Raw genomic sequence first — 25,208 nt, forward strand, 5'->3', positions numbered from 1 at the left:
GTGCCAAAAAAGACTGAGAGCACGGGTACTGGGCTGGAATCCTACGTTGCAAAGCTCATGGGCAACGGCTCAAACAGGACTTCGGTAACCGAGGACGAGATTCAGGTCGCCCTGAAGGATATCGATGTTTCTGACGAGCAGCTCACCGCGGTGTATTCCGCGCTGCGCAACAGCGGCATCCAGATTATCTCCGCGAGCGGTAACGACGACGCCCCCATGGACGTCGACGATGACGATAACGATACCGATACCGACGATTTCGATGACGACGACGAGCACGATTCCGGCTCGCTCGACGATCACGAGCTCAAGATGGCCCGTCAGGCCGATGCCGAGATGGGTTCTTCCAAGAGCAAGAAGAAGCGCACCGTGCGCACGTCCCGTTCACGCTCCCGCGTGCGTGGCATCGATGCCTCCACGGTGATGCTGACCGGCGATCCGGTTCGTATGTACCTCAAGGAGATCGGCAAGGTCGACCTGCTGACCGCCTCCGAAGAGGTCGATTTGGCCATGAAGATCGAGGCCGGTCTCGAGGCCACCGAGAAGCTCGAGGCTGCCGATGCCGGCGAGCTCGAGCTCACGCGTGCCGAGATGCGTCGTCTTACGCGCATTGAGAACGTGGGCCTCGAAGCCAAGCAGGCACTCATCAGCGCAAACCTGCGTCTGGTCGTCTCCATCGCCAAACGCTATGTCGGCCGCGGCATGCTGTTCCTTGACCTGATCCAGGAGGGCAACCTCGGTCTGATCCGCGCCGTCGAGAAGTTCGACTACCAGAAGGGCTTTAAGTTCTCCACGTACGCCACGTGGTGGATCCGTCAGGCCATTACGCGCGCCATTGCCGATCAGGCCCGTACCATCCGTATTCCCGTGCATATGGTCGAGACCATCAACAAGCTCGTCCGCGTGCAGCGCCAGCTCCTTCAGGACCTGGGTCGCGACCCGACCCCTGAGGAGATCGGTGCCGAGATGGACATGAGCGCCGACCGAGTCCGCGAGATCCAGAAGATTTCGCAGGAGCCCGTGTCGCTCGAGACCCCCATCGGCGAGGAAGAGGATTCCCAGCTGGGCGACTTCATCGAGGACTCCCAGGCTATCGTTCCGCCCGATGCCGCCAGCTTCTCCATGCTGCAGGAGCAGCTCACCCAGGTGCTCGACTCGCTTGCCGATCGTGAGCGCAAGGTTATCGAGCTGCGCTTTGGCCTTGTCGACGGGCATCCCCGCACGCTCGAGGAAGTCGGCCGCGAGTTTGGCGTCACGCGCGAGCGTATCCGCCAGATCGAGTCCAAGACCTTGGCCAAGCTCCGCCACCCGAGCCGCAGCAGCAAGCTGAAGGACTACATCGAGTCATAACCTCGCAAGCAAGAAGCGCCCTCAAGCACATCCGCTTGGGGGCGCTTTCATGTGGTCATTGGGGACGTCCCCAATGACTAGGTCGGAAAAATTCTTAAAAAAGTTCTTGCCCTGAGCTGATTCGTCCGTATAATAAACTTCGTTGCTTGAGAGCACGCACCTATTCCTCGGTAGCTCAATGGTAGAGCACGCGGCTGTTAACCGCGCTGTTGTAGGTTCGAGTCCTACCCGGGGAGCCAGAATTTCTCAGCCCATTCCGCTGGGCTTTTAAATTCCTCGGTAGCTCAATGGTAGAGCACGCGGCTGTTAACCGCGCTGTTGTAGGTTCGAGTCCTACCCGGGGAGCCAGGTTGTAAAACCCGTCGCTTATGCGGCGGGTTTTTTCATGCCGCGACCACTTGACTCGAACGTTGCCATATCAACATTTCGTGTCGAGGATGTAATCCCGCGACCCACCACCTCAACATGGCGCGGTCGTTGTAGAATATTGCAATGATTGCTCCCACGACATGGTGCCGCGAGCACCAGATAAGGAGATTCTTGTGTCTGAGACCATTAACGGCAGCCTGAGCGTCTCGAACGACGTTATTGCCGATATTGCCGGTTATGCCGCGATGACGTGCTATGGCGTCGTCGGTATGGCTGAGCAGCTCCAAGGCGCCGAGAGCGTGCGCCTGCTTGCCGGTCAGCGCCTCCGCAAGGGCGTGCTTGTCTCCGCCGACGAGAACGGCCTTACGGTCGATCTTCACGTCGTGCTCGAGAACGGCGTCAACATGAAGTCCGTCTGCCACAACCTTTCGAGCTCCGTTGCCTTTACCCTGCAGGAGATTGCCCAAATCGATCCCGCCAGCCTTAAGATCGGCATCCATATCGACGCGCTCAAGAGCCGTCTGAACTAGCATCCGAAAACGGAGATTCAAATACCCATGATTGCAAAGACCATTCGCACCTGTTTTCCGATCGCTGCGGCTGCCGTTTCTGACAAGGCCGAGGAGATCAATAAGCTCAACGTCTTCCCCGTACCCGACGGCGACACCGGCACCAACATGTCGCTCACGCTCGCCTCGGTGACCAAGGAGCTCTCCGCCCTTCCCGCCGATGCCGACATGGAGGCCATTGCCGGCGCCATCACCCACGGCTCCCTGATGGGCGCCCGCGGTAACTCCGGCGTCATTACCTCGCAGATCCTGCGCGGTGTGGCCGAGGGCCTTGTCTCCGCCGACGAGCCCATTACGTCCGCCAACATCGCCTTCGCCTTCCGCCGCGCCGTCAAGGTCGCCTTCCAGGCCGTCCGTAAGCCCATCGAGGGCACGATTCTCACGGTGCTGCGCGATGTCTCGACCAAGGCCGACGAGTGCGAAAAGAAGAAGTTCTCGGCCGAGGACGCGCTCGATGCCATCGTCGTCGAGGCCTACCAGTCCGTCGCTCGCACGCCCGACCTGCTGCCCGTCCTCAAAGAGAACGGCGTGGTCGACTCCGGCGCCTTCGGCTTTGCCATCTTCTTGGAGAACTTTGTGGCTGCAGCACTTGGTCGCAGCACCGTTGTCGAGGATTTCTCCGCTACGTTCGATTCCGCTGGCTCTGCACGCGATGCCGCTCTTGGCCGCGTTGAGATCGAGGCCAACGACGATTGGGAGGGCTCGGAGTTCCGCTACTGCAACGAGTTCCTCTTTAAGGCCGACGCCCCGTTTGACGAGGACGAGTGCCTTAAGTTCCTGGGTTCCATGGGCGACTGTGAGCTGCTCGTGGGCGCATATCCCGACTACAAGATCCACGTGCACTCCAACACCCCGAACCTGGTGCTCGAGCACATGCTGCAGCTTGGCCAGATCTACGAGGTCTTTATCCACAACATGGAGATGGAGGCCCACGACCGTACCGCCAAGATCCACGAGGACCAGGAGAAGGCCGCCGAGCCCGCGAAGGCCCTGGGCTTTGTCGCCGTTGCCGCCGGTTCCGGCGAGGCAGACATCCTCAAGTCCCTCGGCGTTGACGTGATCGTGTCCGGTGGCCAGACCATGAATCCCTCGACTGCAGACCTGCTGGGCGCCGTCGACCAGGTCAACGCGACCTCGGTCATCATTCTGCCCAACAACGGCAACATCCGCATGGCCGCCGAGGCCGCTGCCTCTGCCTGCACCGACAAGAAGGTCGCCGTCGTTCCCACCAAGACCGTTCCGCAGGCCTTCTCCGCGCTGTTCGCGGTCCTGCCCGATTCCGAGCTCGAGGATGCCGTCGCCGCTATGGTCGACGCCATCAGCGAGGTCCGCGATGGCGAGGTCACCCGCGCCGTGCGCGACTCCAGTGCCTCCGACGGTTCGCCAATTCACTCCGGTGACGTCATGGGCATCATTGCCGGCTCCATCGACGTGGTCGGCTCCGACGTGAAGCAGGTCACGCTCGATTGCATCAACCGTATGCAGGAGGAAGAGGAGGGCGACGCGCTGACGATTCTGGCCGGCGAGGAACTGTCCGATGAGGCCTTCCAGGAGATCGTCGACGCTATCGAGGAGGCTCAGCCCGATCTGGAGATCGACGCCCATCGTGGCGAGCAGCCGCTCTATCCCGTGATCTTCTCGATCGAGTAGGCAACTGCCCATGTCCGAACTGTGCTCCGTGCCGCGCGTCTCGGAGCGCTTTGCCCAGAGCAATGCGCTCGACGAGGATATCGCGCGACTCAAATATGTTTCGGGTAAACGTGAGGAGGCCCTTCGCCGTCTGGGAATTCGGACGGTGGGGGACCTCCTTCTCCATATCCCTCATCGATACCTGGACTTTACGCGCTCCTGGTCCATCGAGATGGCGCCCATCGGTACCGTGTGTACCATCATCGCCACGGTCGATCGTATCGTCCAAAAGCAGCCGCGTCCGCGCATGCAGGTGACCGAGGTCTCACTCGTTGACGAGACGGGCGTGCTGCAGGTCGCCTTTTTCCGCCAGCCCTGGATTGCCCAGCAGCTTAAGCAGGGCGACCGCCTAGCCGTAATGGGTAAGGTCGAGTTTGCCTACGGCTTTAAGCAGATGGCCTCGCCGCACTTTGAAAAGCTTGAGGAAGGGCGCGCCGCGGGCACTATCCTGCCGGTCCATTACGTGAGTGACGGCGTGAGTCAGGCATGGATGCGCCGTATCGTAAGTGGCGCGCTCGAGGTCGTCGGCAATCCCTTTGATCCCATTCCGGCACGCTTACGCGTTAAACGTCGCCTGATGAGCCATGCCCGTGCCCTTCGATCGATCCACTTTCCCTCGAGCATGGCTGAGCGCGAAATCGCGCGCGCACGGCTTGCCTACGAGGAGTGCCTCTACCTGCAGCTGGCGCTGCGCCTGCGCAACGACGGTGTCTTGGTCGAAGTCGCTCCCTACGCCCACGCCGCGGGCGAGCACCTGGCCGCGCTCAAGCAGGCCCTGCCGTTTTCGCTGAGCGACGAGCAGGAGGCCGCGTTCCAAGACATCCTGCGCGATATGTGCGATGGCGGGCGCGTGATGAACCGCCTGCTGCTGGGCGATGTCGGTACCGGTAAGACCGCCGTTGCCGCCTGCGCGCTGGCTGTGGCTGCCGATAGCGGCACACAGGCCTGCGTTATGGCGCCCACGGGCGTGCTGGCGCGTCAATATGCCGATAAGACCGGCCCTCTGCTCTCGCAGGCCGGCATGTCTTGGGCGCTTCTGACGGGTGCCACGCCGGCCGCAGAGCGCGAGCGCATCCATGCACAGCTGGAATCGGGAGAGCTCGACGTCCTCTTTGGAACCCACGCGGTCCTTTCGGATAACGTGGCGTTTAAGTATTTGTCGCTCGTAGTCATCGATGAGCAGCACCGGTTTGGCGTCGGCCAACGCAATGCCTTGCGCGCGAAGGGCCCCGGTGCCGATCTGCTCGTTATGACGGCAACGCCCATCCCGCGTACGCTGGCGCTTTCGGTCTACGGCGATCTGGACACGAGTATCATCCGCCATCGGCCCGTCCCTGGCGCTGGCGTGACGACACGCGTGCTTACCGAGTCGAGTCGCGACCTTGCCTATGGCGCCATCCGCGAGGCGCATGAAAAGGGTCAGCAGGCCTACGTGATTTGCCCGCTCGTGGAGCCGAGTGACTCGGCCGATGATCTGGAGGACGTGCCCGGTATCGCCCGCGACGACGAGGGCCGCGTGACGGTCCCCGTGCCGCTGCACGATACGGCGACCGAGCTCGATCGCCTGCGTCTGGCGTTGCCGGGTCTTGCCATCGAGCGCCTTCACGGCCGCATGCCAGCGGGGGAGAAGGACCAGGTTATCGATGCCTTTAAGCGTGGCGAGATTGACGTGCTCGTCTCGACTACGGTGGTCGAGGTGGGCGTCGACGTGCCTAACGCCACCGTCATGGTCATCGAGAACGGGGAGCGCTTTGGTTTGGCTGCTCTGCACCAGCTGCGCGGTCGCGTGGGCCGTGGCAGCGTGTCGGGCACGTGTCTGGTCATGACGCACTCCAAGGGCAACGGCGGCGCTTCGGCAGCACAAGATCGCCTGCAATCGCTCGAGAAGACCTCGGATGGCTTTACGCTCGCCCAGATGGACCTGCGTCTGCGCCACGAGGGCGAAATCCTGGGGTACCGCCAGCATGGCGGTGTGACCCTGCGCTTTGTCGACCTGGATGCCGACGAGGAGCTGATCGAGTGGGCCCATTTGGACGCGGTCGAGCTCTTGCGGTATGCTTGCAACCTTGACCCCGTGGCGACGCGCCCCCTGCGCGATGCGGTCGCCATGCGATATCGACACATTTTTAAGGAGGTCAGCGGAGGATGAGAATCATCGGCGGCGAATGGCGCGGTCGTAAGATCGAGGAGCCCCGTGGTCGCGATGTCACCCGCCCCACGACCGATCGCGTGCGCGAGGCATGCGCATCTATGGTCATGTCGGCATTCGACTTCGATCTGGATGAGGTCCGCGTGCTGGACGCCTTTGGCGGCTCCGGTGCCTTAGGGTTAGAGATGCTCTCACGTGGTGCCCGCTCACTCACGACGTTCGAGATCGATCGGAATGCCGCGCGGCTCATTACCAAGAATATCGAGTCGCTCTGCCGTGACCGTGCGCGTTGGCGCGTGGTAACGGGCAACATGCTGGCGAGCGCCTCGCGCGGTCGTGTGCCGGGCGGCCCGTTTGATCTGGTCCTGCTCGACCCGCCCTATGCTTTTGGTGCCGAGCCGGTCGAGGAACTGCTGCCGAACCTGGCTCAGCAGGGTCTGCTTGCATCTGGCGCTTATGCCCTGTTTGAGCATGCCGCCGCCGATGCGGGCGCGCATCCGGCAGGCTTTGAGATCGTGCGCGAGAAGCACTACGGCATTACCTCGGTCGACCTGCTTCGTTGGGTCGGCGATGACGATGGTGAGGGCGATAACGCCGACACCGATGCTAACAACAACGATGCCACGACGTTTCAGGAGGACGCCCATGAATGACACCATCAACCGCGTGATCGTCCCGGGCACCTTCGATCCCATCACGTTTGGCCATATCGACGTCATCCGCCGCGCCCGCCGCATCTTTCCCAGCGTGATCGTCGCTGTTGCCGAGTCGCAGGGTAAAAACGGTGTGGGTACCACGTTTATGCTCGATGAGCGCGTGGCGCTGGCCCGCGAGGCGCTCGGTGATATCGACGGCGTCGAGGTCCTGCCCTTTACCGGCCTCTTGGTCGACTTCGCTCGCGAGCAGGGGGCGGGGGCCGTGGTCAAGGGCCTGCGCGCCATGACCGACTTTGAGTACGAGCTGCAGCAGGCAGATCTCAACTATCGCTTGGATAACGAGCTGGAGTCCATCTTTGTCATGAGTGCGCCGCAGTACGGCTATATCTCGAGCTCGGTCGTTCGTCAGATCGCCTCACTCGGCAGCGATGTATCGACGTTTGTCCCGCCCAACGTGGTCGAAGCGCTCAGACATCGCTTTTCGTGACGTTTTTTATTGCCTGGTGGCATGTGGTAAACTAGCACGATGATATGTTACCTATGAAAGGAGACCGGATGCCGGGCGAGAATTTTCCTGGCGATAGGATCGTCAGCTTGGTCGATGAGCTCGAAGGGCTGATCGAGGAAGCCAAGCCGCCTTTCGGCAAGAACGCTCAGTTCAAGGTCATCGACGCCGACGTGTTCTTCAACATCCTCGACGAGATCCGCATGAGCTATCCCGAGGAGTGGCAGAAGTCCCGCCGTATCCTTAAGGAGCGCGAGGAGCTTATGGCTTCCGCCGCCGCTCAGGCCGATTCCATCATCGCCGACGCTCAGCAGCAGGCCCTCACCATTGCCGGTGAGCAGGAGATCGTCCGCTTGGCACAGCAGCAGGCCGACGACATCCGCGATCGTGCCCAGCAGTACGAGCGCGAGACGCGTTATGCTGCCGAGGACTACGCAGAGCAGGTCTTTACGCACCTGGAGGAGAATCTCAAGAGCCTGACCGGCACCGTTACCCGTTGCCGTCAGCAGCTCAACGAGGGTGCCGCCCAACAGAATGGTCAGTGGTAATGGCTGAGTTCCCGAGCGTTACCGTCGATCTTTCCGAACAGCTCGAGTTTCCCGGAGATTCGTATCCGCTGACCGGCAAGGTCGATGTCGCCACCTATACGGTGGGCGAGAAGGAGTACCAGCTACAGGACGGCATCGACTACGACGTTGTCTTTACCAATGCCGGTACCGGTGTCTTGCTCACGGGCATGGTCCGCGCGCACGCCACCGGCGAGTGCGACCGTTGCCTGGAGCCCGCTTCGTTTGATATCGCCGGCGAGATCGAGGAGTTCTACCTCTTTGAGGAGCCCGAGGATCCCGAGGCCTACGAGGACGGCTACGAGCTCCTGGGTGAGGACCGCATCGTCGATCTGGGTGAGCCCATCAACGATGCCGTTGTCATGGACACGCCGTTTGTGGTGCTCTGCAAGCCCGATTGCCGCGGTCTGTGTCCCACTTGCGGTTGCAATCTCAACGTCGAGCAATGCGATTGCGCCACCCAGGCAGAGGCAGAATGGGCCGCTGCCACGGAAAATCCATTTGCAGCATTGAAGAATCTCAAGCTCGATGAGTAAAACTGTGGTAGTATCGTTACTTGCGCGTAATCGCCACACTGGATAGTTCATAAGGAAGGTCACTATGCCCGTACCTAAACAAAAGCAGGGTCGTATCCGCACTCACACCCGTCGTTCCGCCAACATGAAGATCTCGGCTGCGCCTCAGTCCACGTGCCCCCGTTGCGGCGCTGTCAAGCTTCCGCATCACGTGTGCCCCAGCTGCGGTTTCTACAAGGACCGCGAGGTTATCGTTACCGAGTAACGGTATACTCTGGATGCGATGCCGTTCCAAATGGAACCACAATGGCCGGCTCAATGAGTCGGCCATTTTTGTATAAGGAGCATGTATATGAGTAACGTTCGCGTTTGTGTAGACATTGTGGGCGGAGACGAGAAACCTCAGGTTGTTCTCGATGGTATCGAGGCTGCGCTTGCCGCCGATCCCGATATCGAGGTCTTGGCAGCTGGCCCCGCTGAAATCGTCAATCCCTTTGCTGCTTCCCATGCACGTGTTGAGGCTCTTGAGGCACCCGACGTTATCGCCATGGATGACGATCCCATTCGCGCCGTGATGACCAAGCGTAAATCGTCGATCGTGCTTGCCTGCCGCGCCATCAAAAAGGGCAACGCGGACGCGTTCTTCTCCGCCGGCTCGACCGGTGCCATGACCGCTGCCGCCACCGCCTATGTGACGCCGTTTAGATATATGGCCGAAGGCAAGAAGCAGCCGGTGCGTCCCTGTCTGACCAATGCGCTGCCCAATCGCGCCGGCGGTCTGACGGTGCTGTGCGATATGGGCGCCAACCCCGATGTCGAGGTCGATGACATGGTGCGTTTTGCCCAGATGGGTAGCGCCTATGCCCGCGTCGTCCTGGGCATCGAGCATCCCCGCGTGGGCCTGCTTGCCAATGGCACCGAGGACGAGAAGGGTTCCAACTTTACCAAGGCCTGCTTCCCTGCTATGAAGGCCGCAGTTCCGGGCTTTGTGGGCAACTGCGAAGGCACCGACCTCACCTCGGGCAATTTCGATGTCGTCGTTGCCGATGGCATGTCGGGCAATATTGCGCTCAAGGCCACCGAGGGCGCTGCCAAGTTTTTGCTGCAGGAACTCAAGGGTGCCTTTATGGCCTCGCTCGGCACCAAGATCGCCGCGCTGCTCATCAAAAAGCAGATGCGCGAGATTAAGGCCAAGCTCTCTGGTGATGCCAAGGGCGGTGCGATTCTTTTGGGCCTGCGTGGCGTGGTCCTAATCGGCCATGGCGCCACCTCGGTCGAGGCTGTTAAAAACGGTACGCTCGCGGCGGCCGAAGCCGTGCGCGCGGGGCTGGTCGAGAACGTCGCCAACTCCATGGACGGCATCGTTTTGTAAGAGCGAGTTAGAGCGCTGTTATGTGCCTCGCGGCCTGCTTCGTGGGGTAGAATCAGAACCGTGTCTTGGTACCGCCCGGGCGGTACCATTCTTTTGGTATTCATTCACTATGAGAGGAAGCGCTATGGACCGCTCCGAAATCTTCGACAAGATCGCCGAGGTCGCTGCTGACGTTCTGGGCGTCGATGTTGCCGAAATTAGCGATGAGACCACCTTTGACGACCTCGATGCCAACTCGCTCGAGCGCCTGCAACTGGTTACGGCTATCGAGGACGAGTTCAATCTCGAGATCGATGACGAGACTCTGCTCTCGCTCAACTCTGTCGCCGACGCCGTCGACGCGATCGAAAACGCCAGGGAGGCCTAGGTCTTGGCTTTGTCTGAACGACTTACGCGTGCCCAGGAAATTCTGGGCCACGAGTTCAATAATAAGGTGCTTCTGCGCGCGGCGCTTACGCATCCCTCGGCAGTCGAGGGCCAGCCGGTTTCTGCCAGCTATGAGCGCCTTGAGTTCTTGGGCGATTCCATTTTGGGCGCCGTGGTGGCCCGTTCGCTCTTTGAGTCCTATCCCGAGTTTGACGAGGGCAAGCTTACGCGCCTTAAGGTGTCGCTTGTCTCGGGCGCCACGCTATCCGAGGTGTCGCATGAGCTGGGTATCGACGACATCATCATCTTTGGTGCCTCCGAGACCGGTACCGGCGCGCGCGGTCTGCACTCGGCGCTCGAGAACGTCTATGAGTCGCTCGTGGGCGCGCTGTATCTGGATGCCGGCTGGGATGCCGCGGCGGAGTTTATCCACCGTACGCTCAAACCGCACCTGGCTTCCGAGCGTGCCGAGCACCCTGCGAACCCCAAGTCGTTCTTGCAGGAGTGCGTGCAGGCAGACGGCCATGAGCCTCCCGCGTATAAGCTGGTCGGCTCCGAGGGCCCCGCGCATGCGCCCACCTTTACCGCTGTGGTGCTCATCGACGGTATTCGCCAGGGCCGCGGCTCCGGCTCCTCAAAGAAGGAAGCCGAGGGAGCCGCTGCACTCGAGGCACTTGACCGCATGGGCTACACCACCAACGGCGTGATTCTCAACAAGAAGCCTGTTTAAGCGAGGAACCGTGTATCTCAAGTCCCTCACGCTCAAAGGGTTCAAGTCGTTTGCCGACCGCGCCCATATGACGTTTGAGCCGGGCCTGACCGTCATCGTCGGTCCCAACGGCTCGGGAAAATCGAACATCTCTGACTCGATTCTGTGGGTCCTGGGCGAGCAGAGCGCCAAGCAGCTGCGCGGCCAGGCCATGGAGGATGTCATCTTCTCGGGCTCGTCAGCGCGCAAGCCGGTGGGTGTCGCCGAGGTCACGCTGGTGCTCGATAACTCGGACCATATGCTGCCCGTCGACTTTGACGAGGTCGCCATCACCCGTCGTATGTATCGCTCGGGCGAAAGCGAGTACCTCATCAACTCGAGTCCGTGCCGCCTGATGGACATTCAGGACATCCTGCACGATTCGGGCTTGGGCAAGGATACGCATTCCATCATCAGCCAGGGCAAGCTCGACGCCATTTTACAGAGCCGCCCCGAGGAGCGCCGTGCCCTCATCGAGGAGGCCGCCGGCATCTCCAAGCACAAGCGCCGCAAGGAGCGTGCGCTCAGAAAGATTAAATCGATGGACGAGCACCTGACGCGTGCCCGCGACATCAATAAGGAAATTGCCCGTCAGCTGCGACCGCTGGAGCGTCAGGTCGATCGCGCGCGCAAGTATAAAGAGCTGTCCTCGCGCGCGAACGAGCTTACGCAGATGCTGGCCGTCGACGAGCTGCGTTCGCTGCAGTCGCAGTGGAACGACTTGGAGAGCCGCTCCAAGGAAGGTGCCGCCGAGCTGGAGCTTGCGCAGTACCGCTTGGGCGAAAAGGAACGCGAGCTCGAGAAGCTCCAGGTCATGCTCGAGGAAAAGGGCCTGTTTGTGGGCGATCTGGGCGAGCAGCGCCGCCATATGCAAGACGTGGTCGGCCGCATTAACTCCGATATGCGCCTGCTCGAGGAAAAGGGCCACAACATGGTGTCGCGCCTGTCCGACATGCGCGGCCAGATCTCGAGCTCCGAGCATCAGCGTCGTCGCGTGGTAGAGGAGCTCGAGGACGCGCGTGCGCAGCTTGAGGAAGTGACCGGCGCGCACATGCAGGCCCAGGAGGACGTTGACGCCGCCGGACCTGCCGCCGCCGAGCTCCACGAGCGGCGCGTGACGCTCGACAATCAGATTTCGCAGCTTACGCGTGAGCAACGCGATGTGCAGCGTGTGGCCGATAACGCGGCGCTCGAACTCGCCAAGGTGAAGGACTCGCTGAGCAACGCCGAGGTCGAGGACAACATGTATGCCTCGCGCCTGGAGCAGATCGATGACCAGCTCGAGGAAGTCACGGCCTCACTCGAGACCCGTTGCGACCGCGCCGAGGAGCTTGAGGGTGCACTCGATCAGGCCCGTCAAGCCCAGATTGATGCGCGCGAGGCTACCGAGGTCGCCCGTGCAGCCCTTAAGGACTTGCGTGCCCGCGAGAGCGAGGCGCGCAACAAACTGTCCGAGGTGCGCTCGGAGCTTGCTAGCCAAAAGAAACTCGATGCCCGCATGGCCGACAGCTCGCCGCTCGTGAGCTGTCTGGTGGGTGTACTGGGCGACGATGTCTCGGGTCGTCTGGGCGACGTGCTCGAGGCCCCTCGTGAGCTCGAGGGCCTGGTGGAGCAGCTGCTTGCCGGCGATATCGATGCGCTGCTGTTCGACGATACGTCCGCGCTTGAACGTGCCGGTCGTGCCGCTCTGGACCAGAAGAAGGCCTCGGGCGAGGCGCTGCTGGTGGCGCGCGGTGCGAGCGCCTCTGCTGCCGCTAAGGGCGCTGCCGGTTCCCGCCTGGTCGATCGCCTGTCCGTGCGCTCCGGTTATGGCCCGGTTGTCGAGGCCCTTCTCGGCGGCTATTACGTGGTCGATGACTTGGCTGCCGCGTTGGCTGCCCCTGTTGTTGACGGTGTGACCTACGTGACTCCCGATGGCGCCCGCGTGAGCTGTGGTGGTCTGGTGCGCGTGGGGCTCGATGCCGGCGAGGCTTCGGGTGCCTTGGAGCGCAAGCGCCGCATCCGTGAGCTCGAGGGCCTGGAACCCGATCTGGCTGCTGTGTTTGAGCATGTGTCGGATCAGGTCGTCGAGGCCAATGCGGCCGTTGAGGAGGCGCGTGCCGCCGAGGGCGATGCCGCCGGCGAGATCGCCCGTCTTGAGGGCGAGCGCCGCTCGCTGCTCTCCGAGATTGGCCGCCTGGAGCAAAGCGCCAACAACGCCGAGGTCGAGCGCGTGCGCATCTCCAAGCGCCGCGAGCAGGCCGCCGAGGCCGTTCGCGCTGCGCGCCCGCGCGTTGACGAACTCACCCGTTCGCGCGACGAGGCCCGCGCGCAGGCAGGCGACCTGGGTCTCCAGGTTGCCGAAGCCAACGACGAGCTCGATCGCGTGCGTCGTGACGATTCCGAGGCAGCCGGCAAGCTCGCCGATGCCAAGGTCCGCCTGGCTCAGACGAGCGAGCGTCTGCGTTCGCTGAAGGGCCGTGTGCCCGACTTGGAGCATCGACTCGAGGGCATCGACCGCCGTATCCGCGGAACACGCCAGGCCTCGCGCTCACTCGAGCTGCTGCGCCTGCGTGTCGACCCCATGCACGAGCGCTATTCGGCCCTGCTGGATCGCGCATCGGATTGGGCCGCGCGTCTGCGTGACCAGGCCTCTCTGGAGGAGGCGGACTCCGCTTCGCTCAAGAAGACCATCGAGGATGCCAAGGCAGAGGTTGCCCGCGCTAAGGAGAAGGTCGATACTGCCACCGCCACGCAAAACGAGTTTAAGGTTGCGCGTGGCAAGCTCGAGGTGCAGGTAGAGGCCGCCATTAGGGCCATTACCGCCGATGGCAACACGGTACTCGAGGAAGCGCTCATGCTTCCCGCGCCCACGGACCGCGATGCCGCCGAGCGCGAGCTCAACCAGCTTGTGCGCCAGATCAACAACCTTGGTCCCGTGAACCAAGTTGCCATGGAGGAGTACAAGCAGCTCAAGCGCCGCGCCGATTACATCGAGGAGCAGCTGGCCGATCTGGAGAGCGCGCGTAAGGCGCTCACCAAGATCACGGTGGCTATTGATCGCAAGATGCGCAAGGCGTTCCTTGTGACGTTTGAGAAGGTCGACGCGAACTTCCGCGAGATCTTCGCTATGCTGTTCCCGGGTGGCCAGGCTCATCTGGAGATGACCGATCCTGAGCATCCGGCCGAGACGGGTATCGAGGTCGTGGCGCAGCCGCGCGGCAAGCGCATCACCAAGATGATGCTCATGTCGGGCGGCGAGAAGAGTCTGACGGCACTCGCCCTGCTCTTTGCCGTGTACCGCACGCGCACGGTGCCGTTCTATGTGCTGGACGAGGTCGAGGCGGCACTTGACGACGCCAACCTGTCCAAGCTCATCGGCGCGCTCGACGTGTTGCGTTCCGATACGCAGCTCTTGGTCATTTCGCATCAGCGCCGTACTATGGAGGACGCTGACGTTCTCTATGGCGTCTCGATGCAAGCCGACGGCGTCAGCCGCGTCGTCTCGCAAAAACTCGATCGCGAAACCGGAAAGGTCGTGAATGCATAATGGGATTCTTTGACGCTCTCTCGCGCGGACTTGAGCGCAGCCGCGAGGCCCTCAACGAGGTCTTCTACTTTGGCGGCGAGGTCGACGAGGACTTTTGGGAGGACCTTGAGGATACCCTCGTTATGGGTGACATGGGTGCCGAGGTCGCCATTCAGGTCTCCGATGATCTGCGCGAGACGGCCGCCAAGAAGAACCTCAAGACCGCCCCGCAGCTCCGTCGCGCCCTGGCTGAGCAGCTCGAGCAGCATTTTGTGCCCGCCGAGCGCGATCCGTTCTCCGACACGCCGAGCTGCGTGCTGTTTGTAGGCATTAACGGCGCCGGCAAGACCACGACGGTCGGCAAGATCGCGAGCGCCATGGCCGCCCGCGGCAAGAATGTCGTGATCGGTTCTGCCGATACCTTCCGCGCCGCCGCCATCGAGCAGCTCGATGTGTGGGGTCAGCGCGCCGGCGTCCCCGTCATCAAGCGCGATCGCGGCTCCGACCCGGCAAGTGTTTGCTACGACGTGCTCGATGAGGCCGATAAGCGCGGCAGCGACCTGGTGCTTATCGACACTGCCGGTCGTCTGCACACGAGCCCCGAGCTCATGCGCGAGCTTGCCAAGGTGGTTAACGTGACGCGTAAGCGAGCCGCCAATATGGCCGCCGGCCCCATGCCCGTCTCAGTCGTGCTCGTGATCGATGCCGCCACCGGCCAGAACGGTCTGAACCAGGCGCTCGAGTTTAACGAGGCACTGGGCCTGGACGGTATTATCATGACTAAGCTCGACGGCACGGCTAAGGGCGGTATCGCCATGGCCGTTGCCGAGAAGCTCAAGCTCCCGATCCTGCGCGTGGGCGTGGGCGAGCAGGTCGATGACCTGCAGGAGTTCAATGCCAAAGATTTCTGCCGCGCCCTGGTGGGCGAGTCCAATTAAGGAGTGACTAGTGTTTGATTCCCTGAGCGATCGCCTCAACGACACATTTGACCGCCTGCGCGGCAAGGGTAAACTGACCGAGGCCGATATCACCTCGGCCATGCGCGACATTCGCATGGCGCTGCTCGAGGCCGACGTCAACTTCAAGGTCGTTAAGGAGTTCGTCGCCAAGACCAAGGAGCGCTGCATGACCGCCGAGGTCATGGAGTCGCTGTCGCCGGCACAAAACGTCGTCAAGATCGTGCTCGACGAGCTCACCGAGATGCTCGGCTCCACCGAGAGCAAGCTCGTCTTTAGCAACCGCATTCCCAATGTCATCATGCTCGTGGGCCTTCAGGGCTCCGGTAAGACCACGGCGGCTGTAAAGCTGGCCTACCTGCTCAAGAAGCAGGGCCGCTCGCCGCTGCTCGCCGCGTGCGACGTCTACCGTCCCGCCGCTGCCGACCAGCTGGCCACGCTTGGCGGAGAGATTGGCGTGCCGGTCTTCCGTGGCGATGGCGAGCACCCGGTTGACATCGCCAAGGGCGCCATCCAGGAGGCCGTTGACCACCTGCGTGACGTGGTCATCGTCGATACCGCCGGTCGTTTGCAGATCGACGAGCAGATGATGCAGGAGGCCGTCGACATCAAGAAGGCCGTCAAGCCCGATCAGGTGCTGATGGTCGTCGATGCCATGACCGGCCAGGATATCGTCAACGTCGTCTCGACCTTCGCCGAGCGCACCGACTTTGACGGCGTGATCATCTCCAAGCTCGACGGCGACGCCCGTGGCGGCGGCGCACTTTCCGTGCGCCAGGTGACCGGTAAGCCCATCAAGTTCGTGAGCATGGGCGAGAAACCCGATTCGCTGGAGCCGTTCTATCCTGATCGTATGGCCAAGCGAATCTTGGGCATGGGCGATGTTGTCGGCATTATCGAGAAGGCCCAGGAGGCGGCCGACGCCGAGCAGCTCGAGGCTGCCGAGCGCATGCTGCGCGAGGGCTTCACCATGAACGACATGCTCGACCAGATGAAGGCCGTCAAGAAGATGGGCGGCATGAAGGGCATCCTGGGCATGCTCCCCGGCGGCCAGCGTGCGCTTAACCAGATGGGCGGCAACCTGGACGAGGGCATCTTCGACAAGAACGAGGCCATCATCATGTCGATGACTAAGGAGGAGCGCCTGCGTCCCTCCATCATCAACGGCCAGCGCCGCGCCCGCATTGCCAAGGGCGCCGGCGTAACCCCCACCGAGGTCAACAGCCTTATGAAGCAGTGGGGCGAGATGAATAAGATGATGGGCCGCATGCGCACGATGGCCAATCAGGCACAGGCCGGCGGCAAAAAGGGCAAAAAGGGTAAGAAGGGCAAGAAGATGCGCATGCCCAATATCCCCGGCCTGGATGCTATGGGTCTGGGCGGCATGGGCGGCTTGGGAATGGGCGGTCCCAAGTCCGATATGGAGCTGCTGCGCCAGATGGAAGCGCAGATGCGCAATAAGAAATAGGGCTGTAATTCCAGCTTGATATGGCAAAGGCCACTCGGAAGTTACCGGGTGGCCTTTGTTGTTGGCTTTGATAGTTGGGCTGCGTTCAGCGTCGCGCCCCGAGCTCGCGGTGCCGTGCCGTTAGTGGCAGCCGCAGCCCTCGTGGCCCTCGGGCTCGTGATGGCCGTGGCAGCTGCAGGACTCGCCATGTTCGTGGGCGTGGTCGTGGTCATGGCCGTGGCAGCTGCACGTGGCCTCGCCGTTCTGTGCGAGCGTTCCGGCGATAAGGGCCTCGACACAAGCGTCGCAGCTGCCCTGAGCTCCTGCGTACACCGTGATGCCGGCTTGGGCAAGCGCGTTGATAGCGCCACCGCCGATGCCGCCGCAGATGAGCGTGTCCACGCCACCGTTGTCGAGCAGGCCCGCAAGGGCACCGTGGCCGGTGCCGTCGGTGCCCACGACCTGCTCGTTGAGTACCTTGCCATCCTGAATGTCGTAGATCTTGAACTGCTCGCTGTGGCCAAAGTGCATAAAGATGTTGCCGTTGTCGTACGTGGTTGCCACCCTCATGGTGTCGATCTCCTTTGCTGGCCATACGGCCGTTGCCGTGGTAATGGGGGAGTACGCGATATTGCCGCCTTCGATGACGATTGCCCGTCCATTGACCAACGCGTTTGCCACCTTGCGATGCGCGCGGCTGCAAATAGCCGCCACCGTGGCGCGCGCGATACCCATCTGCTTTGCGACTGCCTCTTGGTTAAGGCCTTCCAGGTCGCACAGGCGCAGCGCCTCGAGTTCGTCGACCGTCATGTCGATGGCGTCTCCGCTGGCTAGGCCGTCAGGGGTAAAGCCGCGGTATTCGGGGATGATCCCGACGCGGCGCAGTTTCTCGCGTCTTCCTGCCATACGTGCTCCTTATCTGACATATGTCAACAATAGAATAGCGAACGCGCAGATTTACGCAAGGAATTTCTGGCATATGCCAGAAAATGAAGGCATATGTTTGGGCTGTGGGGCCGCATGTGCCTGGGATACAATGAATCTCGCTTTTAGGCGACTGACAGGAGGGTCAATGAGCAAGGCTGATCAACAGTTTGTAACCATGTGCCGCGATATTCTGGACCATGGCACCACCACCGAGGGCCAAAAGGTCCGCCCGCTGTGGGAGGATGGCACTCCTGCCTATACCATTAAAAACTTTGGTGTCACGGCACGCTATGACCTACGTGAGGAGTTTCCGGCGCTTACCCTGCGTCGTACGGCCCTCAAATCTGCCATGGATGAGATCCTATGGATCTATCAAAAGAAGTCCAATAACGTGCATGACCTCAACAGCCATATTTGGGATGAGTGGGCCGACGAGACCGGCTCCATCGGCAAGGCCTACGGGTATCAGATTGGGCAGAAGAGCCATTATGCCGAGGGCGATTTCGACCAGATGGACCGCGTTCTGTACGACCTTAAGAACACGCCGTACAGCCGCCGCATTATGACGAATACCTATGTGTTTAGCGATTTGTCCGAGATGCACCTGTATCCGTGCGCCTACAGCGTGACGTATAACGTGACGCAGCGCCCGCAGGATGACAAACCGACGCTCAACATGATTCTCAACCAGCGCAGCCAGGACATTTTGGCCGCGAACAACTGGAATGTGTGCCAGTACGCCATCTTGCTGATGATGGTCGCGCAATCGGTCGATATGATTCCCGGCGAGCTGCTACATGTGATTGCCGATGCCCACATTTACGACCGTCATGTCGATATCGTCCGCGAGCTTATCGAGCGTCCGCAGTTTACCGCGCCCAAGGTAACGCTTAACCCCGATGTGCATGACTTCTATGCGTTTACGACCGATGATCTGATCGTCGAGGGCTATGAGCACGGCCCGCAGGTCAAGAACATCCCCATTGCGGTGTAGGTGACGCGCATGACGTGTAAGCTTTCTGCCATTGTCGCCGTGTGCGATGACTGGGGTATTGGGTGCGAGGGCGACATGGTGGTGTCCAACCGTGCCGACATGCGCCATTTTGTGGCGTGCACCAAAGGTTGCCCGGTCATTATGGGACGCAAGACGCTGTTGAGTTTTCCCGGTGGGCGTCCGCTCAAGAACCGCCGCAATATCGTGCTCACGCGTGATGAGATCTTTGCTGCCGAGGGCGTCGACGTGGTGCATAGCGTCGACGAAGCGCTTGCCGTGGTTGCCGATGAGCCCGTTGCGTGGGTGATCGGCGGTGGCGAGGTGTATCGTCAGTTTTTGCCGTGCTGCGTGGAGGCCGAGGTCACGCATAACCACTGCGTCCATCCCGTGGACACGTACTTTCCCGACTTGGACGCCGATCCCGCGTGGGAGATTGCGCGGCGTGGCGGGGTTGCCACGATTGCCTCGGGCGAGGGTGACGAGGGTCTCGATTATGAGTTCGTGACGTATCGTCGCGTTGAGGCATAAATCGCCTGGCGTGAACGGTATCATCGGGTTGATTGAATGCATGGGGCGGCGCTTAGCGTCGCCTCGTTTGGTATAGATGCGCTGTAAAGAAAGGTGCGGGCTGGCTGCTATGACTGATGCCGTTGAGGTGCTGCGAATCGATTCGCTCGAGGACGAGCGGCTTGATGCCTACGTGCGACTGACCGAGCGTGAGCTGCGCTGCGTGCTGGAGCCGCAGAAGGGCATTTTTATCGCCGAGAGTGCCAAGGTCATCGAACGTGCGGTTCGCGCCGGATACGAGCCGGTGAGCTTTCTTTTGGGCGAGCGCTGGCTCGACCAGATGATGCCGCTGTTTGAGCGCCTGGCGGTACGCGAGGGCGCGGGTCCGGTTCCCGTGTTCGTTGCCTCGATGGAGCTTATGGAGCGGCTGACGGGTTTTAACGTGACGCGCGGTGCGCTCGCGGCATTTCGTCGCCCGCGACAGATTCCGGTTGATGAGTTCTTGGGCGGCGTCGTCGAGGCGGCGGGGGAGCGCCCGGTGCGCGTGTGCGTGCTCGAGGGCATTGTCGACCATACCAATGTGGGCGCAATATTCCGCTCGGCGGCCGCGCTCAACGTCGACGGCATTTTGGTCAGTCCTACGTGTTGTGATCCGCTGTATCGTCGTTCTGCCCGCGTGAGCATGGGCACGGTGTTCCAGGTGCCCTGGACACGCATTGGTAGCGAAGCGCGCGTATGGCCGCATGATGGGCTGGCGGCGCTACACGATGCCGGCTTTTCGTGTGCCGCTATGGCGTTGACGGATGATTCGGTGTCGCTGGACGATCCCGCGCTGCAGGAGATTGACCGCCTGGCAATCTTTATGGGCACCGAGGGTGCTGGCTTGGGCGCCAAGACCATTGCGGGCTGCGACCGCGCCGTGCGTATTCCGATGGCACACGGGGTCGATTCGCTTAACGTGGCCGCGGCAAGTGCTGTCGCCTTTTGGCAGCTGTGCCCGCATGTGAGCAACGAGTACCACTACCAGCCGGGGCTGTATCACTAGGCAATTATTTCGCACTGGGCTCTGGTTCGGGGCGTTTCGGCCGATACCGGTCGGTGCTAAGCTGGTATTGGCTTTGGTCTTAAATTGCCGTTTTGTTGTTTGATGTACGCTGTTGGGGAGGGCGTGTGGCTAAGAAATCTACGGCTATCGATGTGACGCAGGGTGTCATTTGGCAGCAACTGCTTTCGCTGTGCGTCCCTATCTTCTTTAGCTCGTTTTTTCAGCAGGCTTACACGCTTATCGGTACCTATATCGTCGGTCAGTTTGGCGGCAAGCTCGCGCTGGGTGGCATTCAGGCCACGATGGTGCTCACCGAGCTCTGCATCGGCTTTTGCGTTGGCGTTGGCGCTGGCTGCGCGGTCATTACCGGTCAGTATTTTGGTCAGCACGATGATGAGCGATTGAGTCGTTCGGTCCATACGGCCATGACGCTCGCGCTGGTGGGCGGTATCGTTTTCTCGATTCTTGGCATAGTGTTCGTTGAGCCCATGCTGGTACTTATGAACACGCCGCATGAACTATTGGCCGAGGGCGTGGCCTATGCTCGTTGCTATTTTGCCGCCATGGTTGCGGCGCTGCTGCTCAATATGGGAACGGCGCTGCTGCGCGCCGTGGGCGACACACGCGGTCCTGCTGTGATCATTGCTTCCGGCTGCCTTGTTAATGCGGTGCTGGATGTCATCTTCGTTGCCGTGCTTCATATGGAGGCTCTGGGCTGCGGCATCGCGGTGGCGCTGACCATTTGCTCCAATGCAACGATGATCGTGTTGCGCATGATGCGCGCTCCGGGTGCATGGCGTCTTTCGCTGTCTAAGCTCGGCATCGATCGCGGTATTTGTAAGAGCATGATCTCGTGTGGTCTGCCGCTTGGCTTTCAGTCTGCTGCGTATTCGATTTCCAACGTTTTGATTCAGGTGTCGGTCAACTCGTTTGGTGCCGATGTCACCACGGCGTGGGGTCTTTCGGGCCGTTTGGATGGCATTGTCTGGATGGTTACCGAGGCGCTTGGCGTTTCGATCACCACGTTCTCGGCACAGAACTTTGGCGCGCGCAACTACGAGCGCATGCGCAAGGGCTACCATACGTCGCTTGTGCTGTCGTTTATGCTCATTGGTGGCCTGTCTGCCGTGCTACTGGTGTTCTCGGGTCCGTTGTCGCGTCTGTTTGTCGACGATGCTTCGATTTCGGCCTACACCACGACGATTCTTCATTTCATCGCGCCGTTCTACGCGATCTTCTCGATTATCGAAAACGCGTCCGGCTCCATCCGCGGCGCTGGCGTGAGCTTCCAGCCTATGATGCTCACGATTTTTGGCACCGTCGTGCTCAGGGTGATCTGGGTGTTTGCGATTATGCCGCTCGACCCCTCGCTCGAGCATCTGCTGCTGGTCTACCCCGTAACCTGGGTAATCACCGCCGCGATGTTCACCGTCTACCATCACAGCGGCAACTGGCTAGGCCGCGCCACTGCCTAGCCATTGGGGACGTCCGCAATGGCTAGTATTCGATGCCTTGGCGGGCTAGGAGGCCTTCGTCGAAGTAGTGTTTGACGGGGCGCATTTCGGTGACCAGGTCTGCCAGATCGGCGTGGGGCAACAGACCGCGGCCGGTGAGCACGAGCTCCGTGGTGGTTGGTTTCATCGCGATCAACGCTTCGACATCTTCGCGCGTCACAAAGCCCCGTCGCATGGCCTCGCCGAGTTCATCCAAAATCAGAACGTCGACCTGTGATATCTGCTCGCGCGCCAGCTCCATGATCTGTGCAGCGCAGGCTTCGGGTGTGTCGCGGTTGGCTTGTACGATGCGTAGCCCCAATCGAGGAGCTGCGTCATGTTCGGCGCAGTGCAGCTTCTTGGCAAACTGAAGCATGAGTACGTTAAGTCCATAGCCCGTGGCGCGCAGCGCGAGCCCCAGCGCAGCCGTCGTCTTGCCCTTGCCGTCGCCCGTATAGATTTGAACCTTGCCGACTCCCAGTGATGCCATCTCTGTCCTTTCGTGCCCGGCGTCGGTTTATCGCCGTCCGGGTTGGGTATTCTAGAAAACATTATCAACCCCAGTAGATGGAGTTCAAGCAGATGGAGATGGATGACAATAAACGTAGACGGAATATGATCCTCTACGTGCTCATCGCCTTCGTCGTCTACCTCGTGCTCTCGACCGTTCTGTTCCCCAACATCGGTCACACGCAGCAGATTACGAAGACCGATTACTCGACGTTTGTCAAAGCGCTCGATAAGAAGAGCGTCGACAAGGTCGAGTACAACACGGACGATTACACGATTTATTACACCAAGAAGGGCGAGGACGAGAATATCGCCTACAAGACGACCGGTGTGCCGAATGACGCGGGCTTTACCGATCGCGTGCTTGAGTCCGGTGCTTCGCTTGAGTCGGTCGTTCCCGATAAGAACTCGGGCCTGATGACCTACTACCTGCTCACCCTCATTCTTCCCATGGTGATTTTCTTCCTGATTGGCTGGTGGCTCAACCGCCGCATGAAGAAGGCCATGGGTGATGACGGTCCGTCGATGAACTTTGGCGGCGGTGGTTTTGGCGGCGGTGGACTGGGCAAGTCCGGCGCGCGCGTGATCGCCTCCAAGGACGTGGGCGTGACCTTTAAGGATGTCGCCGGCCAGGAAGAGGCCAAGGAGTCCCTCAAGGAGGTCGTCGACTTTCTGGAGAAGCCGCAGCGCTACGAGGAGATCGGCGCCAAACTGCCACGCGGCGCTCTCCTTGTCGGCCCTCCGGGTACCGGTAAAACCCTGCTCGCCAAGGCTGTGGCCGGCGAGGCGGGCGTGCCGTTCTTTAGTATTTCTGGTTCTGAGTTTGTTGAGATGTTTGTCGGCCGCGGCGCCGCTAAGGTTCGCGACCTGTTTAAGCAGGCCAAGGAAAAGGCCCCGTGCATCGTCTTTATCGACGAGATCGATACCATCGGTAAGAAGCGCGATGGCGGCGGCTTTAGTGGCAACGACGAGCGCGAGCAGACGCTCAATCAGCTGCTGACCGAGATGGATGGATTCGATAACCACAAGGGTATCGTCGTCCTCGCTGCGACCAACCGTCCCGACAGCCTTGATCCGGCCCTGCTGCGCCCCGGCCGCTTTGACCGCCGCATCCCCGTTGAGCTGCCCGACCTGACCGGCCGCAAGAACATCCTCGAGCTGCACGCCAAGAGCGTTAAGACGCAGCCCCCGATCGATCTGACCGCGATCGCCCGCGCCACGCCCGGTGCTTCGGGTGCCGATCTGGCCAACATCATCAACGAGGGCGCCCTGCGCGCCGTCCGCGAGGGTCGCAAACGCGCGACTCAGGATGACTTTGAGGAGTCGGTGGAGGTCGTCATCGCCGGCCAGCAGCGTAAGTCCACGGTGCTGTCCGACCACGAGAAGCAGGTCGTCTCCTACCACGAGATCGGCCACGCCATCGTTGCCGCACGCCAGAAGGGCTCGGCACCGGTTACCAAGATCACGATCGTTCCCCGTACGAGCGGCGCTCTGGGCTACACCATGCAGGTCGAGGAGGACGAGCGCTTCCTGACCACGCGCCAGGAGGTCTTGGACAAGCTCGCCGTCTATTGCGGCGGACGTGCTGCCGAGGAGCTCATCTTTGGTGAGATGACGACCGGCGCTGCCAACGATATCGAGCAGGCCACCAAGCTCGCTCGCAACATGGTGACGCGCTTTGGTATGTCCGATGAGTTTGGCATGATGGCACTCGGCACCGTCCAAAACGCGTACCTCAACCAGGACACGTCGCTCACCTGCGCTCCTGGTACTGCCGAGCGCGTGGATGCGATCGTGGCCAAGCTGATCGAGGATGCGCACGATCGCGCTCTGCAGATCCTGAAGGAGAACAAGTTTAAGCTTCACGAGCTGGCTCGTTATCTGTACAAGAAGGAGACGATCACGGGTGAGGAGTTTATGAATCTCCTCACGCGCGAGAACCCGCTGATGCCAAAGCAGCAGTAATACTAGTTGCACAGTGTCAATCGCCCCATTTGAGTGTCCATCTCAAATGGGGCGTTTTGCGTGGGGAGAGTTGTATATGAAGATCGTGGTAAGTGCCTGTTTGATGGGCGAGAGCTGCAAGTATAACGGGCTCGACAACTACCATCGCGAGCTGGTCGAGGCTTGCGAGCGTACGGGGACCGAGGTCCTGTTGGTATGCCCTGAGGTTTTTGGTGGCTTGCCTACACCGCGCAAGCCGTCCGAGATTGTGAACGGAGAGGTTCGTACCTGCGAGGGCGTGTCGGTTGATCGCGAGTTTCGCCAGGGTGCTCAACGTGCGCTCGATATGTGCGAGCGGGCGGGCGGCCCGTCCGAGATTGTTGCGTGCATTTTGCAGGATCGCAGTCCGTCGTGCGGCGTGGGCCATATCTACGACGGATCCTTCAGCGGCACGCTCACAACGGGTAACGGTGTCTTCGTTGACCTGCTCCTGCGCCACGGCTACCGCGTGATCCCGGCAAGCGAATTCGATCCCAGCATGCTGGAACATTGTCCATAGCACTCGAACCCAACACTTCCTCACGGGTGACCGTTTTGGCATCATCCGTGAAGTTGATATTGAGTACGACCCGGTCATCAAAGACGTAGACCGAGTTGACAGGCGCCGTACCCAGGCAGCCCCTCCCCGCGGCCCTCACGCAGGAACGCGCACACGGCCTTCCCGTCTCTTGCGCCCCTCCCGGAACTGTCCACATCAGTGTAGCCAATCCAGTCCGCCAAGGGCTGCAGCCCGGACAACGCCGCGATGGAGGGCTTCTTCGGCCTGCTCAAGAGGGAGTTCTGGCACGGCAGGGACTGGTCGGGCTGGGCCCCCGCCCGCTTCATCGAGGAGCTCGGGGCCTGGATCGGCCGCTACAATACGGAGAGGCGCAGCGATGCGCTCGGCGGCCGCACGCCGGCCGAGTTCCGCTCCGCGCTGGGAAGGGCCGCGTAACGGTCCAAGAAATCGTCCGCAGTCCCCAT

General features: G+C 61.1%; 24 protein-coding genes and 2 tRNA genes. 24 read left to right on the forward strand and 2 right to left on the reverse strand.

The window, feature by feature from the left end:
- The 17 genes from rpoD (at position 1) to ffh (ending at position 16,786) form a co-directional block, all read left to right on the forward strand.
- Positions 1-1,350: an RNA polymerase sigma factor RpoD gene (gene rpoD / locus DXB86_RS04335; protein ID WP_055286388.1), complete on the forward strand. Its 1,350-nt coding sequence runs from the start codon at positions 1-3 to the stop codon at positions 1,348-1,350.
- Between the two features lie 164 nt (positions 1,351-1,514).
- Positions 1,515-1,589: transfer RNA gene (locus tag DXB86_RS04340), tRNA-Asn, on the forward strand.
- Positions 1,590-1,623: 34 nt separating this feature from the next.
- Positions 1,624-1,698 (forward strand) — tRNA-Asn (locus DXB86_RS04345).
- 161 nt (positions 1,699-1,859) lie between these two features.
- The gene (locus tag DXB86_RS04350; RefSeq protein WP_187361832.1) at positions 1,860-2,249 is read left to right on the forward strand and encodes an Asp23/Gls24 family envelope stress response protein; all 390 of its coding nucleotides are present in this window, start codon (positions 1,860-1,862) and stop codon (positions 2,247-2,249) included.
- 27 nt (positions 2,250-2,276) lie between these two features.
- Complete coding sequence (locus DXB86_RS04355; protein WP_006234030.1) at positions 2,277-3,938, forward strand: DAK2 domain-containing protein; 1,662 nt, start codon at positions 2,277-2,279, stop codon at positions 3,936-3,938.
- 10 nt (positions 3,939-3,948) lie between these two features.
- Positions 3,949-6,126, forward strand: coding sequence for an ATP-dependent DNA helicase RecG (gene recG / locus DXB86_RS04360; RefSeq protein ID WP_117736279.1), 2,178 nt, complete (start codon positions 3,949-3,951; stop codon positions 6,124-6,126).
- A complete protein-coding gene (rsmD, locus tag DXB86_RS04365) occupies positions 6,123-6,779 on the forward strand; it encodes a 16S rRNA (guanine(966)-N(2))-methyltransferase RsmD (RefSeq protein ID WP_117736280.1) in 657 nt (218 codons plus the stop codon). Before recG ends, rsmD begins: the two co-directional genes overlap by 4 nt.
- Complete coding sequence (gene coaD / locus DXB86_RS04370; protein WP_117564151.1) at positions 6,772-7,269, forward strand: pantetheine-phosphate adenylyltransferase; 498 nt, start codon at positions 6,772-6,774, stop codon at positions 7,267-7,269. Before rsmD ends, coaD begins: the two co-directional genes overlap by 8 nt.
- Before the next feature lie 68 nt (positions 7,270-7,337).
- Entirely contained in the window at positions 7,338-7,835 is a 498-nt protein-coding gene (locus DXB86_RS04375) for an ATPase (RefSeq protein ID WP_040358176.1), read from the forward strand.
- The gene (locus DXB86_RS04380) at positions 7,835-8,389 is read left to right on the forward strand and encodes a DUF177 domain-containing protein (protein ID WP_117629286.1); all 555 of its coding nucleotides are present in this window, start codon (positions 7,835-7,837) and stop codon (positions 8,387-8,389) included. Before DXB86_RS04375 ends, DXB86_RS04380 begins: the two co-directional genes overlap by 1 nt.
- Positions 8,390-8,453: 64 nt before the next feature.
- The gene (gene rpmF / locus DXB86_RS04385) at positions 8,454-8,633 is read left to right on the forward strand and encodes a 50S ribosomal protein L32 (protein ID WP_117736281.1); all 180 of its coding nucleotides are present in this window, start codon (positions 8,454-8,456) and stop codon (positions 8,631-8,633) included.
- An 87-nt stretch (positions 8,634-8,720) separates the two neighbouring features.
- Entirely contained in the window at positions 8,721-9,740 is a 1,020-nt protein-coding gene (gene plsX, locus DXB86_RS04390) for a phosphate acyltransferase PlsX (RefSeq protein WP_117629287.1), read from the forward strand.
- Positions 9,741-9,864: 124 nt separating this feature from the next.
- Positions 9,865-10,107, forward strand: coding sequence for an acyl carrier protein (locus tag DXB86_RS04395; RefSeq protein WP_055309519.1), 243 nt, complete (start codon positions 9,865-9,867; stop codon positions 10,105-10,107).
- Between the two features lie 3 nt (positions 10,108-10,110).
- Complete coding sequence (gene rnc / locus DXB86_RS04400) at positions 10,111-10,836, forward strand: ribonuclease III (RefSeq protein WP_117637759.1); 726 nt, start codon at positions 10,111-10,113, stop codon at positions 10,834-10,836.
- Between the two features lie 10 nt (positions 10,837-10,846).
- Positions 10,847-14,383 (forward strand): chromosome segregation protein SMC, encoded by a 3,537-nt coding sequence (gene smc / locus DXB86_RS04405; protein ID WP_117736282.1) that lies wholly within the window; start codon positions 10,847-10,849, stop codon positions 14,381-14,383.
- Positions 14,383-15,300, forward strand: coding sequence for a signal recognition particle-docking protein FtsY (ftsY, locus tag DXB86_RS04410; protein ID WP_089571706.1), 918 nt, complete (start codon positions 14,383-14,385; stop codon positions 15,298-15,300). The genes smc and ftsY overlap by 1 nt, the downstream gene beginning before the upstream one ends.
- 10 nt (positions 15,301-15,310) lie before the next feature.
- The gene (ffh, locus tag DXB86_RS04415; protein WP_117736283.1) at positions 15,311-16,786 is read left to right on the forward strand and encodes a signal recognition particle protein; all 1,476 of its coding nucleotides are present in this window, start codon (positions 15,311-15,313) and stop codon (positions 16,784-16,786) included.
- Positions 16,787-16,906: 120 nt separating this feature from the next.
- Here the strand turns inward: ffh and DXB86_RS04420 are convergent, their stop codons facing one another.
- On the reverse strand, positions 16,907-17,671 hold the full coding sequence (locus tag DXB86_RS04420; RefSeq protein ID WP_117736284.1) for a DUF134 domain-containing protein: 765 nt from the start codon (positions 17,669-17,671) through the stop codon (positions 16,907-16,909).
- A 166-nt stretch (positions 17,672-17,837) separates the two neighbouring features.
- Between DXB86_RS04420 and thyA the strand changes: the two genes are divergently transcribed.
- The 4 genes from thyA (at position 17,838) to DXB86_RS04440 (ending at position 21,713) form a co-directional block, all read left to right on the forward strand.
- Complete coding sequence (gene thyA, locus DXB86_RS04425) at positions 17,838-18,686, forward strand: thymidylate synthase (protein WP_117736285.1); 849 nt, start codon at positions 17,838-17,840, stop codon at positions 18,684-18,686.
- 9 nt (positions 18,687-18,695) lie between these two features.
- Positions 18,696-19,214 (forward strand): dihydrofolate reductase, encoded by a 519-nt coding sequence (locus DXB86_RS04430; RefSeq protein WP_117736286.1) that lies wholly within the window; start codon positions 18,696-18,698, stop codon positions 19,212-19,214.
- A 109-nt stretch (positions 19,215-19,323) separates the two neighbouring features.
- Complete coding sequence (locus DXB86_RS04435; protein WP_055286414.1) at positions 19,324-20,238, forward strand: RNA methyltransferase; 915 nt, start codon at positions 19,324-19,326, stop codon at positions 20,236-20,238.
- A gap of 125 nt (positions 20,239-20,363) precedes the next feature.
- Positions 20,364-21,713, forward strand: coding sequence for an MATE family efflux transporter (locus DXB86_RS04440; RefSeq protein WP_117736287.1), 1,350 nt, complete (start codon positions 20,364-20,366; stop codon positions 21,711-21,713).
- Positions 21,714-21,735: 22 nt separating this feature from the next.
- On the opposite strand, the gene DXB86_RS04445 is transcribed toward DXB86_RS04440, so the two are convergent.
- Positions 21,736-22,221, reverse strand: a complete 486-nt coding sequence (locus DXB86_RS04445; RefSeq protein WP_117736288.1) for a cob(I)yrinic acid a,c-diamide adenosyltransferase — start codon at positions 22,219-22,221, stop codon at positions 21,736-21,738.
- A 92-nt stretch (positions 22,222-22,313) separates the two neighbouring features.
- On the opposite strand from DXB86_RS04445, the gene ftsH reads away from it, so the two are divergent.
- From ftsH to DXB86_RS04465, 3 genes are all read left to right on the forward strand, one after another.
- A complete protein-coding gene (ftsH, locus tag DXB86_RS04450) occupies positions 22,314-24,206 on the forward strand; it encodes an ATP-dependent zinc metalloprotease FtsH (RefSeq protein ID WP_199408124.1) in 1,893 nt (630 codons plus the stop codon).
- A 76-nt stretch (positions 24,207-24,282) separates the two neighbouring features.
- Complete coding sequence (locus DXB86_RS04455) at positions 24,283-24,744, forward strand: DUF523 domain-containing protein (protein WP_117736289.1); 462 nt, start codon at positions 24,283-24,285, stop codon at positions 24,742-24,744.
- A 207-nt stretch (positions 24,745-24,951) separates the two neighbouring features.
- On the forward strand, positions 24,952-25,179 hold the full coding sequence (locus DXB86_RS04465) for an integrase core domain-containing protein (protein WP_255413435.1): 228 nt from the start codon (positions 24,952-24,954) through the stop codon (positions 25,177-25,179).
- Positions 25,180-25,208: the final 29 nt, after the last annotated feature.

This window comes from Collinsella sp. OM06-18AC (assembly GCF_003438785.1).
GTDB lineage: Bacteria > Actinomycetota > Coriobacteriia > Coriobacteriales > Coriobacteriaceae > Collinsella.